This window comes from Streptomyces viridochromogenes (assembly GCF_001270495.1).
GTDB classification, from domain to species: Bacteria; Actinomycetota; Actinomycetes; order Streptomycetales; family Streptomycetaceae; genus Streptomyces; species Streptomyces viridochromogenes_A.
This window is the reverse complement of sequence record NZ_LGUR01000209.1, coordinates 26,494-41,400: the sequence shown is the minus strand read 5'-3', so window position 1 is coordinate 41,400 and position 14,907 is coordinate 26,494. Positions and strand designations below refer to the sequence as shown.

Genomic DNA, 14,907 nt, shown 5'->3' with positions numbered 1-14,907 from the left:
CACCGAAGACGTCACCACCCACACCAAAAGGATCATGAGACGCCCTGGCCATGACCATCGGCAACCGCTCCCCGCGACCGGGCGGCACCATCATCCACTCCGATCACGGAGTGCAGTTCGGGTCTTGGGCGTTCACCCAGCGCGCGAGGGCCTCTGGCCTGCTGCCTTCGATGGGCTCGATCGGGGACTGCGTGGACAACGCGATGATGGAGTCCTTCTGGGCCCGGGTCCAGGTCGAACTGCTCGACCGCCACCGGTGGCGGACCCGCCTGGAGCTGTCCACCGCCCTGTTCGAGTACCTGGAGATCTTCCACAACCGTCAGCGCAGGCACTCCGCACTGGGCATGCTCAGCCCGGTGGAGTACGAACTCCGCACCCCACCAGTAGCCTGAAACCAAGCAACTCGACTCCACCCAACTCGGGACAGTCCGGGGACTCCACGAAACCGGGGTCAGCTCACCGGCTTCTGCCCCGAGGGCGGAGGGGTGCTCTACGGAACTCCAAGTGGGCGTTGCGGGGCTCCTCGGCCCACCGGGCGTCGTCGAACCATGCGGGCGGCTTTGTGCGCGGCGTCGCCCCGTTCGGGGCCGCTCATCACTCCGACTCGCATGTCAGCCCTCCGGGACTGTCAGGGTGCGGATGTCCGCGACGATCACGTCGAGCGGGGTGCCTGTGGGAAACACCCCGGCAGCCCCGGCCTCCCGCAGCCGCGCCACGTCCGAGGCCGGGATGCGTCGGCCATCTCACCGACCGTGCATTACGCGTTGGCGCAGGCGACGAGCGGATCCATCAGGTTCGTGTCCTGATCTGCGGCGCGCCGCAGGTCGTCGAGGCAGGCGCGTGCCTCGACGGTGCTGCGCTCGGACTTATCCAGCCAGATCCGGTTCTGGACGCCGTCAGGCAGCGGAGGGGCACTCAGGCCAGTGGCCTCCGCGGCGCGGACGCGTTCCTCGGCTGTGGTCCGCGGGCGGTGTCGCAGAAGGTCTCCTATCTAATGGCCACCGTGTTGCTGGGTGATCCCGCACCACCCGTGAGGTGCAGCGGTGCGCAGACCACCATGCAGTCCCAGCGGCCGTCTGCGGCGCAGCGGGTGGCGAGGGCGTCCAGGTCCCAGAGCTCGCCGAGGACCATGCCCAGGAGGGGGATGAGCACGCGGTGCATCAGGCCGGTGTGCCCGTCTCGGGCGATGTCGCCGCGACGTTCGGAGTCGGTGACGAAAGGGGACGTCGGTGGGGCCGGCCAGGCCTCGACGGCGAAGTTGTCGGTGGCTACGACCGAGAACCGGTTGTCCCACAGCCATTCCACCGTGTCATGGCCGGCCTCCAGCCCGGACGCCCTGATCGGACCGGCGCTCCGCCGCTCTTCAAGGCTGCGCTGGTGCAGGTGGTAGTGAGCCCAACCGGTGCGGATCATGAGGATGTCACCGACGCGCAGCTCGGTGCCCTGCGCCCTTGTCGCTTCCGCGACCGCGGTGATGGGAATGGCCTCGCCGGCAGCGTGGTCGATGGGACTGCCGCGGTCTTTGAGGTAGCGGTCGACGTCGATCAGCACGCCACGCCCCACGATGCCGTGCTCGGTGAAGCGGTTGATCCCCAGGAACGGTTCTCCCTCGACGAAGCGGGCGGGGTCGGCCCCGTTGTAGAAGCCGGCCTCGGGGTGGCCGATGTGCCGAAAGCCGTCGAGCTGGCTGCTGGACTGGGTGTAGAAGCTGTCGAGGTACTCGTCGCGGTGACACGGGTTGTTGGCGAACAGGGTGTGCCGCACCGGCTTGCGGGTGGGGACCAGCGGCGGCGTGAAGGCGTCAAGAGGGTGGTCCAGCGTGATGACTTCACCGGTCCGCACCAGGCCGGCCGCGGCCCGGACGCGCTCGGGGGTGAGGTGGTTGAGTGTGCCGAGTTCGTCGTCGGAGCCGAACACGCCCCAGGCCGAGCCGGCGGGGGCGTCAGTACGGCTACGCAGTTCGGCATAGCTGGGAAAGCCGCGGAAGGCGCTGTTGTTCACGGCCGGATGGTGATCGTCGGTGTCGGGCATGGATGATTCCTTCTGTCGGCGCCTGTCCCATGGCTCGCCTCACAGTCGGCTCAGCGCTCCCCCATCCGGTTGAGTCCGGCGCCGAGTTCGGTGCTGACGCCGTTCGTGGCGGTCAGCAGTGGTGGCAGCAGTTGCTCCCGCACGGCGTCCGCGTCGGTGGTGGCGATGAGGGACGACAGGCCCATGGCCGCGATCACCCGCCCGTTGGCGTCACGCACCGGTGCGGCGATCGAGCGCAGGCCTTCCTCAAGTTCCTGGTCGACCATGGCCCAGCCCTGTTCGCGGACCAGGTTCAGGCGTTCGATGAGTTCGGCGGGGGTTCGGATGGTGCGTGCGGTGAGTGGGCGCAGGTCTGCGCGGGACAGGTAACGGTCGAGTTCGGCGGTGGTGAGGTCGGCCAGCAGGACGTGTCCGAGGGACGTGGCGTGGGCGGGCAGCCTGGTACCGGTCGCCAAAGTGATGCTGGTGACCCGGTGGGTGGGAACCCGGGTCACGTACACCACGTCGGTGTCGTCGAGGGTCGCCAGAGAGCAGCCCTCCCCCGTGGCCTGCACAACGCGTTCCATGAAGGGCTGGGTGATCTCGGTGAGGTTCAGCGAGCTGAGGTAGGCGTATCCGAGCGCCAGTACGCGCGGGGTGAGCGCGAAGGTCTTGCCGTCGGTGCGCACATAGCCCTGGTCCTGCAGGGTCAGCAGGATCCGCCGGGCGGTGGGTCGGCTCAACCCGGTGGCTTCCGCCGCCTCGGTGAGCGTCATGCGCACTCGATGGTGAGAGAAGGCCAGGATCATGTCAAGGCCCCGGGACAACGCCCGGATCAGATCCCTCTCCTCATCCGGCTTCCGCATCGGACCCCCTTGACAGTCGATGGTGACAGGCCTTCCACTGAGCTTGTACGTACGCACAGCGGATTATCTGTCCGCCTAGCGTACACACGGAAGGTGTGTTCTGCAATGCGACGAAGGAAACCGACGACAGTGGCCACCCGCGCACGCGAGTTGCGCACCCGCCTCGAGCGGATCGTCCCGACGGCGTCCCCAGGATCGACAGGCTCCAGCAGCGCACCAGCCCCCGCGCACTTCTTTCCCCTCCCACGCAGAAGGGCCCACCATGAGCAACTCCCGATTCGTCGAGGTGGTCGAGGATCTCGAACGAACGCTCCTCGACTTCATCCGCAAGCACGGTGTCACCCATAGCGAGTACCGGCAGGCGACCGACCTGATCATCGACAGCATCAAGGCCGGGGAGGAGTCGCTGCTCTTCGACGTGTTCTTCGAGGCCGGGGCCACCGACGTGGACAACGCCGACCTGGAAGGCAGCATGGCCGCCATCGAGGGGCCGTTCTACCTGGAGGGAGCACCGCTGCTCCAGGCCCCGCACGTCTTGCCGCAGCGACCCGCCGAGAAGGGCGACACCCTGGTCTTCCGAGGCATCGTCCGCACCCCCGACAACACCGTGCTGGCCGGCGCCGAGCTCGACATGTGGCAAGCGGACGCCGACGGCCTGTACTCCAACATCCACCCCGACATCCCCGACTGGAACCTCCGGGGACGCTTCACCACCGCCGAGGACGGTTCGTTCGAGGTCACCACGATCGTGCCGCCGCCCTATGAGATCCCCAAGGGGGGACCGACCGGCCGGGTCCTGAACGGGCTGGGCCGGCACTTCTTCCGCCCCGCCCACCTGCACCTGAAGGTGCGCGCCGACGGGTTCCGCGAACTCACCTCCCAGCTCTACTTCAAGGACGGGGACTACCTCGGCAGCGATGTCGCCAGCGCCGTCCGCGACGGCCTGATCGTCGAGTTGGAGCGGACCGACAGCGGCTACGAGGCGCGTTACGACTTCGTGCTGGAGCCGCGCCGGTAACCGGGGGTGCACCACGCCCACGCCCCGCGCACCGCGCAGGGGACTCCCTACGAAGGAAGGGAACCCATGAGTTCTCTGCTGATCGAGTCCGTCCGGACGACCCTGCTCGACGTGCCGTTGATCCGACCCCACAAGGTCGCGGTCACCAGCATCACCCACCAGAGCTTCGTGATCGTCCGGATCCGTACGGCCGACGGGATCGAGGGAATCGGTGAGGCCGTCGTCCCCGGCGGCCCCTGGTGGGGCGGGGAGTCCATCGAGGGTGTCAAGAACCTCATCGACGGCTACCTGGCCCCGCTGCTGACCGGCCGTGACGCGAGCCGCGTCGAACAACTCGCCCGTCTCCTCGACCGGACCTTCGCCGGTGCCCGCTTCGCCAAGGCCGCGGTCGAGATGGCTCTGTGGGACGCGCGGGGCAAGGCACTCGGCGTACCGCTGTACGAACTCCTCGGCGGGCTCAGCCGCGACGCCATACCCGTCACCTGGGCCCTCGGCGCAGAGCCCGCCGACGTGGTGATCGAAGAGATCGAACACAGACTGGACACCGGCGCCCACCAGAGTTTCAAGCTCAAGATGGGGGGCGCGGACCCGGCCGATGACGTACGGCGCATCACCACCGTGGCCAAGACCCTGGCCAACCGGACCAGCCTGCGCGTCGACCTCAACGGGACGTGGGACGAACTGGCCGCGACGCGCTGGCTGCCGGAGCTGCAGGACGCCGGGATCGAGATGATCGAACAACCCGTACCGGCCTGGAACACCGCCGCCATGGCCCGGCTCGCCCAGAAGCTGACCATCCCCCTCATGGCGGACGAAAGCCTCCTGACCCCCCAGGACGCCGCCAGGCTGGCCCAAGAAGGTGCCGCCGATGTCTTCGCCGTCAAGGTGGCCAAGTCCGGCGGCCTGTCCGCGGTCCAGCGGATCACCACCATCGCCGAAGCCGCCGGTATCCCCTGTCACGGCGGCACCACCATCGAAAGTTCCATCGGCACCGCCGCCAGCGTGCATCTGTTCTGCGCCGCACCCGGCATCAGCGCCGGGTCAGAGCTTTTCGGACCCCTGCTGCTCGCCGATGACCTCGTGGAGAACCCCATCACCTACACCAACGGCGAGCTCAGGCCACCGCGGGCACCGGGACTCGGCGTCTCCCTAGACGAGGCGAAGATGGCCAAATACACCCGGAACTGACCTCCCCTACCTGTCCGCGCCAGACAAGCCGAGAGAACCCCACATGTCCGTATCCTTCTCCTACGATGCCCTGCCCGGTCGTGTCGTGTTCGGCGCCGGCGCCGCACGGCACGCGCTGCCCGACCAGATGGACCGCCTGGGAGCCCGGAACATCCTGCTCCTGGCCACGGAGCACGAACGTCCCATGGTCGAAGAGCTCGCCGCCCCGCTCGGAGAACGAGTCGCCGGATTCTTCACCGGCGTCCGACCCCATGTTCCCGTCGACGTCGCGGCGGCGGCGGTCGCGGCGGCCAAGGACATCCGTGCGGACTGCGTCCTCGCCATAGGCGGCGGCTCGACGACGGGAACCGCCAAGGCGATCGCACTGGACCTCCCCCTGCCCATCGTCGTCGTACCCACCACCTACGCCGGCTCCGAGATGACTCCGGTGTGGGGACTCACCGACGGAGAGAAGAAGACCACCGGCCGGAACCCGGCCGTCCTGCCCCGCGTGGTTGTCTACGATCCCGAACTCACCCTCTCGCTCCCGCCCTCCCTCACCGCAACCAGCGGCGTCAACGCGCTCGCTCACTGTGTCGAAGCCCTGTGGTTCCCCCACATCGGTCCCATCCCCCGCCTCACCGCCGAGGAGGGCGTGCTGGCACTGGGCCGCGCGCTGCCCGCCGTCGTCCGCGACGGCGCGGACGTCGCAGCGCGTTCGGACGCTCTCTACGGTGCCCACCTGGCCGGTATGGCGTTCGCGGCCACCGGCTCCGGTCTCCACCACAAGATCTGCCATGTACTCGGTGGGGCTTTCGACCTTCCGCATGCCGAGGTGCACACAGCCGTGCTGCCGCATGTCGTGGCCTTCAACGAGCCTGCGGCCGTCGAGGCCTCGGCCCGAATCGCGGCCGCACTCGGCGCCCGGACCGCAGCCGAGGGAATCGCCGGCCTCATCGACCGGATCGGCGCGTCCACCAGCCTGGCTGCGCTGGGAATGCAGGCGCCCGAGGTGGAGCATGCCGTGGACCTGCTAATGGCCAAGCGCTACGACGAAAACCCCCGCGCTGTCGACGAGACCGCGCTCCGGCTCATCCTGGACGGCGCCTACCATGGCCGACGGCCTGGTCAGGGGTAGCGGCGCCGCCTACAAACGCTTCTCCCCGTCGCCCCGAGCGTGGCCTTCCGTGTGCACACGTGCTGTGGGCCTCGGCCGCACAGGCCCGTGCCCGACAGTCGCATGGCGCGCGGCGCACACCGATCATGTGACGGTGCCTCCTGGGAGGTTGCGGATCTCCGGGGACGCCCAGTTGACGAGCCGGGTGCTGACAGGCACCCGGCTCTTGGTCTGACTGGTGCGGGTTCTGCCCGCCGGCAGAAGGGCCAGCGGCCTGCTGCCCGTACACCTCGCCTCGATGATCAAGGAGTCCTCGCCCCATCCGGCCCGGCGAGGTCACCGCCTCGTCCGAGCCGCCCGGCCGATTCCTGCCACGACTGCGCCCACCATGGCTGGAGAAACACGGTGAGGAGAGCACTCTGGATGAGGGCCGCGGTGATGCGACCGCGTCACGGGCGGCAGTGCGGCCCCGCTAGAGGTGCCTCATGAACGAGCGTGTCACTCACCACCTGAAACTGCTCGCGGGGCTGACCGCGTCGTTCGCAGTGGATGCCCGGGGAGTGGTGACCGCCTGGAGCAGGGATGCACGTGAGCTGCTCGGATACGAGCCGGTCGAGGTGATGGGGACGGCGGCGGCACGACTGCTCGCCGAGCTGCTTCCTGCTTCCGTCCGGCGCTGCTGGGCGGAACGGGAGGCATGGGCTTCCCCGCTGACCGTGCTGCACCCCGAGGGCCACCCTCTGCGGATACACCTCCAGGCGCAGCCGCTGCTGGGAGCGTCGGGAGAAGTACGGTGGTTCGCCACCGTCCCTCTGCCCGGCGCGCCTGCGGATTCGCTCACAAGTGCGGACGGCGTACCCGCGACGTCCGTCCTCAAGCAGTGGGCACTGGAGCAGCTCCCGCTTCCCATGGCGCTCTTCGACCGACAAGGACTCTGCCTCGCGGCGAACACGGCGATGACACGCATCATGGGAAAGCCGGAAGCGCAACTGATCGGAGTGCCCCTCAGCCATTCCGACGCAGGCCGGCCCATCGCAGGCCTGGAGAACCTGGGTGAGATCGCCGAGCAGGTCTGGCGGACCGGAGAAGTGGGATTTCAGGAGTCGTACGCCGTACCCCCGGTGAGACCCGCGCCCATGACTGGCGTCGCTGTACCCGGTCAAGGACCACACGGGACGTACCTGCGCCCTGTCGGTCGCCGCGATGGACGCGACCGAGCAGTTGCGCGCCCGTCAGCGGCTGAGCCTGCTGGTCGCGGCCGGCTCACGCATCGGCAGCACGCTCGGTCTGACCCGCACCGCGGAGGAACTGGCGGAACTCGGCACGGAGCATTTTGCCGACTTCGTCATCGTGGACCTTCTCGACAGCGTCCTCGGTGGCGAGGATGCCCACCCCGCAGGCGACGACGACCTGATCCTGCGGCCGGCAGCTCAGCGCTCCGTACTGCCGGGCTGCCCCGAAGCGGTGATTCCCCTCGGGGCAGTGCACACCTACCGGGAAAGCTCAATCGACCGGTCACGCGCTGGCCATCCCGAGCGCGCACGGAGCATCCGACCCCACGGGATCCACTCGGTGATCGTCGTACCGCTGCGCGCGGGGGGGGCACGATCTTGGGGCTTGCCTTCTTCAGCCGTCACCGCACACCCAAGCCCTACGAGGACGAGGACCTCCGGCTGGCCGAAGAGCTCGCGGGCCTGGCGGCGGTGTACGTCGACAACGCCCGCCGGTACACCCGCGAACGGGAAATCGCGCTCACTCTGCAAGCAAGTCTCCTGCCGCCGCACCACGGGCCGCACCAGGCGGCCGTGGAGGTCGCGTCCCACTATCTGCCGCCGATCCGGGCATCGGTATCGGCGGTGACTGGTTCGACGTCATCCCACTCTCCGGGGCAAGAGTCGCGCTCGTGGTGGGAGATGTGGTCGGCCACTGCATTCAGGCCTCCGCCAGGATGGGTCGTCTGTGTACGGCGGTCCGCACCCTGGCCGACGTGGATCTGGCCCCCGACGAGCTGCTCACCCAACTGGACGACCTCGTGCTGCGCATGGACGACAAGGAGGTGTCGGAGGCGAACTCACGGCCGAAAGCACTACGGGTGAGGTGGGGCCACATGTCTGTACGCGGTGTACGACCCGATCTCCCGGCGCTGTTCCATGGCCCGAGCCGGCCCGCGCCGGCGCTCATCACTCCGGACAGCACCGTGGATTTCCTGGACCCTCCGGCCGGCCCACCGCTCGGCCTGGGTGGTCTGCCCTCCGAAGTCGCGGATTTCGAACTCCCGAGGGGCAGTGTCCTCGCTCTCTACACCGACGGTCTGATCGAACGCCCGGACCCCGACATGGACGCGGCACACCCCGCGCTCGGTGACGTGCTCGCCGCCCCGGCTCGCCCCCCCTGGACGAGACGTGCGACAGGGCCCTGCATGCCCTGCTCCCTGAACGTCGATCCGACGGTGCCGCCCTGCTACCGGCCCGGACGCAGGCGTTGGGCACCGACCAGGTCGATTCCTGGGAGCCGGCCCCCGACCCCACGGTTGTCACTCATGCGCGTGAGCTGCCCTTCGCGCGCCTGGCCGACCGGCACCTTGAGGAAGTCGCCTTCACCGCGGAGCTCATCGTCGGCGAGCTGGTCACCAACGCCATCCGCTACGGACACCCTCCTGGGCGCTCATCTGCGAGACGAGGGCGGTCGCGGCCTTCTCATCCTGGCTCAGCTCGCCCATCGATGGGGCAGTCGCTACCCGCGCAACGGCAAGACCATCTGGGCCGAAGTGAAGCTGTCACAGGGGCAGGCATTCCGGTAGTGCCCGCACCTGTGGGCGCGGAACGCGTGGGTGCGGAACTCGGCCGCCGCCTTCCGATGAGCCCGACCACCAGGAGAGAAACCAGGGCCAGACCGAAGTCTGCCTCCGTGGCCGGCGATCGCCCGGTGCCCCTTCACAGAACGGGAGACCGCTCCCCTCTTCGCTTGGAACCCTGTACCTGACCGGCTGGGATGCCGACCGGCACGGCCTACCCGTCATGCGGGACCGCCGCTCACGGCGGCACCCTGTGTGCATTCTCTGGCGGATCTCCGTGCACCCAGGGGCGACCTGCGACGTCCCACTCGGGTGAGGGTCGTGCCGAGACCCGTATCCCCGAGGACAGCGCGGGTCCGGATCACGAGGAGAGCACTGATGGATCGCGGCTATGAAAAGCTGTTCATCGGCGGCGAGTGGGTTCGCCCCAGCACTGACCGTGTCATCACTCCGGTCAACCCGAGCACCGGGGTTTCGCTCGGCAGCGTGCCCGAGGCCGTCGAACAGGACGTCGACGCGGCGGTCGCTGCGGCGCGACGGGCCTTTGACGATCCGGGTGGCTGGGCCACGTGGGAGCCGGCACGCCGGGCCGACGTGATGGAGGCGTTCGCCACTGAACTCGAAGCCCGTGCCGAGAACATCGCGCAGGCGGTCAGCAGCCAGAACGGAATGCCGATCTCGACCGCGCGGCAGCTGGAGGGCGGCTTCCCGGCCGCGGTGATGCGCTACTACGCCGGCCTGGCCCGTGAGACGTCCTTCTCCGGGGTCCGAAGCGGACTCCTCGGGGGCTCTGCCGAGGTCCGCAAGGTGCCTGTCGGAGTGGTCGCGGCCATTGTGCCGTGGAACTTCCCGCAGGTGCTGTCCACCTTCAAGATCGCGCCCGCGATGGCAGCCGGCTGCACGGTGGTGTTCAAGCCGTCCCCGGAGACGGTCCTGGACGCCTTCCTGGTTGCCGAGGCGGCGGAGGCGGCAGGAGTTCCGGCGGGTGTGATCAACATTGTTCCGGGCGGCCGGGAGGCGGGTGCGTACCTGGTGTCGCACCCTCAGGTCGACAAGGTCGCCTTCACAGGATCCACGGCGGCGGGGCGTGCCATCGCCGAGGTCTGTGGGCGCCTGCTACGGCCGGTGACGCTGGAGCTGGGCGGAAAGTCGGCCGCGATCATCCTGGAGGACGCCGACCTGGACCCGACGAAGCTCGGACAGGAGCTGACGATCTCGACGTTTCTGAACAACGGTCAGACCTGCTTCCTCAGCAGCCGCATCCTGGCACCGCGAAGCCGGTACACCGAGATCGTGGACCTTTTCACCGACCTCGCCCGCGGCCTCCCCGTCGGCAACGCGCTCGACGAGAGCACCCTCATCGGTCCGATGGCCACCCCGCAGCAGCGGGACCGGGTGGAGAGCTACATCGCGAAGGGACGCAGTGAGGGTGCTCGTCTCACCACCGGCGGCGGCCGTCCGGCGGGTCTGGACCAGGGCTGGTTCGTCGAGCCGACGGTCTTCGCGGACGTGGACAACGGTTCCGTCATCGCCCAGGAGGAGATCTTCGGCCCGGTGCTCTGCGTGCTGCCGTACGACGGCGTCGACGAGGCGATCCGGATCGCCAACGACTCCGACTACGGTCTTGGAGGTACCGTGTGGACCGCGGACCCCGAGCGCGGAGCGGCCGTCGCTCGCCGGGTACAGACCGGCACCATCGGCGTGAACCGCTACCTGCCCGACCCGGTGGCTCCCTTCGGCGGTTTCAAGGCCAGCGGCCTGGGCAGCGAGCTCGGCCCGGAGGGCTTGGAAGCGTACCTCCAGATCCAGTCGGTGTATCTCTGAGCAGCACGGTGACGGCGCAGGTGGGAAGTGCCGTACGGACGGGACCGTCTCGGGCGCGGATGACCGGTCGCACTGGGACCTCCCAGGACAGGACGAGCTGACCGCTCCGGCTCTGACCGAGGCAGTGCTCGCCTTCGTACAGCCCGGACCACCCGTGCCGTCATCTTCTCCCCGCAACCGGAAATGACCTTCACTGGCCGCGAGGCACACGCCCATTCCAACGGAGCTACGCCGACGGGCGACGAGAGGCAGGATGCGATCACGGACGCATGTTCGTGATCGCATGCCGTACCGCTGTGGCGGACCCCGCAGCCGGACGGTTCGGTAAAGAATGCGGTCCGGCCTCCGAGACGTCGGCGTAACTGTGTGTGCTGTGGCTGGAGTTGGCCTGCGGTGAGGCGACCGTCGAAGGCCAGGTCGAAGGCGTTCATGGCGCCCTGCCAGCGCATGGTCCAGCGTTTGCGGCCGGCGCCGGTCGGGTCGAGGCTCATGACGGCCATGTAGACGTACTTGAAGGCGAACTGTTCCGTGGGGAAGTGCCCGCGGGAGCGGACGGCCTTGCGGATGCGTGCGGTGACAGCCGAGGCGGCAGAATGCCACTGCAACCGACGAGGAAGGAGCGGCTGGAGTCGTAGAGCCGCTTCAGCCGGTGGCGGGGTCGTAGCGGCCCGCCTTGTTCAGCGGCAGCACCTTGGTGGCCCTGGCCACGACGAGGGTGGAGCCGCTGACAGTGAAGGAGGCGTTCGCGCCGGTGACGACGAACCGGGTGACACTCTCTTGGCAGAGATGCCGGGAAACGAGGAAGAAGGTGCCCGCCCCCGGTCGGCGGGGAGGAGACCTCGGGGAGGTGGTCAAGGGAGCGGCGCCTGCGAGGCGTCCGGCGTAGCTCCTGGGGGCTCGGCAGCCCGGGCGCACGCAGCGCGTCACTCGCACTGCCGGTCGAGGCCGCCAGGAAGATGTCGTGCCCGATGGCCTCGTTGTCGGCGGACTTGCCGGAGACATCGTGTGTGCCGCGTCCCTCCGGACGGCCCGTACCGTTGGGCGGCCACCACGCGACTCGGCAAGCTACAGCCGGTAGTTGGTTGTCTCGTCCGATGCAGGGGTTCCCAGGCGGGTCACCCGGACGCGGACGTATCGCGCCGTGCTGCCGGTGAGGATATGGGTCTGTGCAGCTCCGTTGGGATTGGCCTGCCCGGTGACCGTCCGTACGGTGGTCCACTGCCGCCGCCCCCCAGTGTCGGTGCGCGGGTACAGGACGAGACGTGCATCGCCCCGCCTCCGAGTTACGAGGTGCTGCGACGATCAGTTGAGTCCACCCGGTACGCGCCGAAGGAGTTCGCGAAGGTGTGCTGCCGGCTCGGCGTGCCCCGCTCTCATGGAGCGGTGGCTACCAACGCGCACAGCACGGCCGCGGAGAGCCTCGACGTGACCCTGAAGAAGAGACCTTGCGAGAAAGAAGCGCTGTTCGGGCGGATGAGGCGCGTTTCGCCGAGCTGTGGCGGTCACCCGCCTCCACACGTGACGCAGGCACTCGGGGCTCGGCTGCGTCAGCCCGATCGCCTTCGCACCGCGATCGGTTACGCCGGCCGCTTCCGCATGGCAAACAGTGCTCACGCTACAGGGGAAGCCCCCGTGCGCTGCAAAGGCGGATGGCTACGGTCGATCAGTACCGACATCGAAGGGTAGCTCTCGGCGAAGTTCTCCGGCAGGGGGGGGGCGATGAAGACGTTCTCGGTGCGTGTTCGTGCGATCTTCCATGCTCCGCCACGGCTGCATGTGGATCCACTGCCCGGAGGCCTCGTCACCGTCGACATGGATCTGCTCCGACGTGAGGTAGTGGGCGTTGAGCAGCAGGGCGGGATCCTGCTTCCGCCCCCAGAAGCCCTCGAAGTGGCGACGGATCTCGGCCTGGCCCTCCGCACGGCCGAACTGGTGGTCGTAGTACTCGCCGACCCCCTCCCAGACGGCGTCCTCGGAGTAGAGCTCCATGATCAGGTCGATACGGTGGCTGTCGTCCCCCACGCCGAATTCAGGGTTGGGGGTGTCGCACAGGAACATGTAGCGGGCCTGGATGCGACGGATGTCGGCCTCGGCCTCCAGCACCTCGATGCGCTGGACGAGTGAGGCCATCAGGGCCTCGTCTGTCATGTGGGTGTGTCCTTCCGCTGGTGCGGGCGAGGGCATCGACGCCCGGCGACGTCGGCTCAGGGCGGGCGGGAAGCAGACGTGGTCGACGGGGTGCTGTCCGCGACGAAGATCAGTCGTCGGATCGACGCGCCCCCCGGATGAGGCTCTCCACGTGTTCCGCGATACCGAGCAGATGTCCCACGTGTTCCGGGTGGCCGACGAGTTGGAGGCCAAGGGGCATGCCCTGAGCGTTCGTATGGCCCGGGACGGTGACGACAGGCAGGCCGAGCAACTGCCAGGGGCGGCTGAGTACGGGGTTTCCGGTGCCCGCCAGCCCTCGCGGAGCGGGGCCGATGGCCGCCGGGCCGAGAATCACGTCGACCCGGGTGAGCAGATCAAGGATGCGCTCACGAGCAGTCCGTGCAGTGCCCAGCGCTGCCTGGTAGTCGGCATCCGAAGTCGTTCGTCCGCGTTCCAGGAGTGCGCGCAGGGGCTCGCTCAGCGCCTGGGGATGCTTTGCTTCCGCGGCCAGGGAACGCGCGGCCTCATAGGCCATGACGGTGGCGTGGGTATCGGCGAGTTCGGGGGTGTGGCCCTGGCCTCCGAGGTCGTCGGTCTGCGCCCCGGCTGACGCCAGTGCCTGGCCGGTACGGTTGAGCAGGTCGAGCATCGCCGGGTCGATATCGGCCAGTTCGGTACCTGGCCACACCAACACCCGGATGGATTCCGGGACGCCGGCCGTGGTGCCGTCGACGGCCTTGACCACTACCGCCAGATCGGCGACTCCTGGGGCAAGCACTCCCGGCGCGTCCAGGCTCGGGCTCAGTCCGCTGATGCCTCGCGTGGACCAAGCGCCGACGGGGGGGACGTACCCGGCGACACCGCAGAAGGAGGCGGGTCTGGTCAGGGAGCCCGCTGTCTGCGAGCCCAGCGCGAAGGGCACCACCCCCGCCGCCACGGCAGCAGCCGATCCGCTGGATGAGCCGCCTGGGGTGTGGGCCGGGTTGTGCGGGTTGCGGGTGGGTCCGGGGTGGAAGTAGCCGAACTCGGTGGTGACCGTCTTTCCCAGAGGCACGGCGCCCGCCCGGCGCAGGCGGTCCACCAGCCAGGCATCGGTCTGGGCTATCCGTCCGCGGCGCAGTGACGAGCCGCATTCGGTGGGCAGCCCTGCGACGTCGATAAGGTCCTTGACACCGAACGGCACACCGCGCAGCGGACCGTCGACCACACGCTCGGCCGCCGTGCGAGCATTCTGCGCGTCCACCAGAGTCCAGGCATGGATGGTCGCTTCGGTCTCCTGCACCTTTCGGAGGGCTCTGGAAACGGCATCCGACGGGTCGTGGTCAGCGGATATGAGAGAGGACACTCTAAGCTGCTTTCGTCAGAGGGTTGGAGCCCGAGTGCTCAACAGGGCACGGGCGGCGCTGAGTCCAAGCGGTGGAAGCTACGGTTGAAGTAGACGAGGCTTTGCCCCCCCGACCGGGTGTTGATCTGGTCGATGTTGACGAAGAGCACGGTGTGGGAGCCCATGGGCACGGCGTGCTTGATGGTGCCGACCGCGGTCACCAGGGCGTTCTTGAGCACCGGCACGTCCTTGGTGCGGTCCCAGACGTCCCAGGTGAACCGCTCCGCCATGGATATCTTCGTGGCTCCGGCAAAGTGCATGGCCAACTCCTGCTGATCACCGCCGAGGACGTTGACGCACACTCTCCCGTTGGCACGGAAGACGTCGTGCATGGCGCTCTTGCGGTTCACACAGACGAGGACGGTCGGCGGATCGTCGGTCACCGAGCACACCGCACTGACGGTGATGCCACAGCGACCGTTGGGGCCGTCCGTCGTCAGGATGTTGACGGCCGTCGGGAGGTGAGCCATCGCCTCCCGGAACTCGGCCTGCGAGGGACTCTGCTGGACTTCATTCGTGTTCACGGTGATCTCTTCCTCTCAGCGCCGATCTGCGGTGCCGCCAATCTGCCGGACGGCC

At 68.5% G+C, this 14,907-nt stretch carries 12 protein-coding genes and 3 pseudogenes; 7 read left to right on the top strand and 8 right to left on the bottom strand.

Annotation, left to right across the window (positions count from 1 at the left end):
• Positions 1 to 38: 38 nt before the first annotated feature.
• Positions 39 to 392 (top strand): annotated as a pseudogene (locus tag ADK36_RS26785) (transposase); the annotation flags it as partial.
• A gap of 595 nt (positions 393 to 987) precedes the next feature.
• Here the strand turns inward: ADK36_RS26785 and ADK36_RS26780 are convergent.
• Together ADK36_RS26780 and ADK36_RS26775 are read right to left on the bottom strand one after the other, a co-directional pair.
• The gene (locus ADK36_RS26780; protein ID WP_053199358.1) at positions 988 to 2,031 is read right to left on the bottom strand and encodes a cyclase family protein; all 1,044 of its coding nucleotides are present in this window, start codon (positions 2,029 to 2,031) and stop codon (positions 988 to 990) included.
• A gap of 50 nt (positions 2,032 to 2,081) precedes the next feature.
• The gene (locus ADK36_RS26775; protein WP_048584082.1) at positions 2,082 to 2,876 is read right to left on the bottom strand and encodes an IclR family transcriptional regulator domain-containing protein; all 795 of its coding nucleotides are present in this window, start codon (positions 2,874 to 2,876) and stop codon (positions 2,082 to 2,084) included.
• 262 nt (positions 2,877 to 3,138) lie between these two features.
• Between ADK36_RS26775 and ADK36_RS26770 the strand changes: the two genes are divergently transcribed.
• From ADK36_RS26770 to ADK36_RS51270, 4 genes and pseudogenes are all read left to right on the top strand, one after another.
• Positions 3,139 to 3,894: a dioxygenase gene (locus tag ADK36_RS26770; protein ID WP_048584081.1), complete on the top strand. Its 756-nt coding sequence runs from the start codon at positions 3,139 to 3,141 to the stop codon at positions 3,892 to 3,894.
• Positions 3,895 to 3,960: 66 nt separating this feature from the next.
• Positions 3,961 to 5,082 (top strand): muconate cycloisomerase family protein, encoded by a 1,122-nt coding sequence (locus ADK36_RS26765; RefSeq protein ID WP_048584080.1) that lies wholly within the window; start codon positions 3,961 to 3,963, stop codon positions 5,080 to 5,082.
• A 43-nt stretch (positions 5,083 to 5,125) separates the two neighbouring features.
• On the top strand, positions 5,126 to 6,199 hold the full coding sequence (locus ADK36_RS26760) for a maleylacetate reductase (protein ID WP_048584079.1): 1,074 nt from the start codon (positions 5,126 to 5,128) through the stop codon (positions 6,197 to 6,199).
• Between the two features lie 464 nt (positions 6,200 to 6,663).
• Positions 6,664 to 7,293: pseudogene (locus tag ADK36_RS51270) on the top strand (PAS domain-containing protein); the annotation flags it as partial.
• 148 nt (positions 7,294 to 7,441) lie between these two features.
• Here the strand turns inward: ADK36_RS51270 and ADK36_RS50460 are convergent.
• Entirely contained in the window at positions 7,442 to 7,666 is a 225-nt protein-coding gene (locus ADK36_RS50460; protein WP_053199356.1) for a hypothetical protein, read from the bottom strand.
• Positions 7,667 to 8,081: 415 nt separating this feature from the next.
• Here ADK36_RS50460 and ADK36_RS51575 point away from each other — a divergent pair, with 415 nt between their 5' ends.
• Entirely contained in the window at positions 8,082 to 8,978 is an 897-nt protein-coding gene (locus tag ADK36_RS51575; RefSeq protein WP_425315476.1) for an ATP-binding SpoIIE family protein phosphatase, read from the top strand.
• A gap of 372 nt (positions 8,979 to 9,350) precedes the next feature.
• A complete protein-coding gene (locus ADK36_RS26740; RefSeq protein ID WP_048584078.1) occupies positions 9,351 to 10,796 on the top strand; it encodes an aldehyde dehydrogenase in 1,446 nt (481 codons plus the stop codon).
• A 383-nt stretch (positions 10,797 to 11,179) separates the two neighbouring features.
• On the opposite strand, the pseudogene ADK36_RS50455 reads toward ADK36_RS26740, so the two are convergent.
• From ADK36_RS50455 to ADK36_RS26720, 5 genes and pseudogenes are all read right to left on the bottom strand, one after another.
• Positions 11,180 to 11,377 (bottom strand): annotated as a pseudogene (locus tag ADK36_RS50455) (IS256 family transposase); the annotation flags it as partial.
• Between the two features lie 61 nt (positions 11,378 to 11,438).
• Positions 11,439 to 11,651: a hypothetical protein gene (locus tag ADK36_RS26735; RefSeq protein WP_048584077.1), complete on the bottom strand. Its 213-nt coding sequence runs from the start codon at positions 11,649 to 11,651 to the stop codon at positions 11,439 to 11,441.
• A gap of 798 nt (positions 11,652 to 12,449) precedes the next feature.
• Positions 12,450 to 12,944: a nuclear transport factor 2 family protein gene (locus ADK36_RS26730; protein WP_234329885.1), complete on the bottom strand. Its 495-nt coding sequence runs from the start codon at positions 12,942 to 12,944 to the stop codon at positions 12,450 to 12,452.
• Positions 12,945 to 13,053: 109 nt separating this feature from the next.
• Positions 13,054 to 14,289, bottom strand: a complete 1,236-nt coding sequence (locus ADK36_RS26725) for an amidase (RefSeq protein WP_053199350.1) — start codon at positions 14,287 to 14,289, stop codon at positions 13,054 to 13,056.
• A gap of 38 nt (positions 14,290 to 14,327) precedes the next feature.
• Entirely contained in the window at positions 14,328 to 14,852 is a 525-nt protein-coding gene (locus ADK36_RS26720; RefSeq protein WP_234329883.1) for a flavin reductase, read from the bottom strand.
• Positions 14,853 to 14,907: the final 55 nt, after the last annotated feature.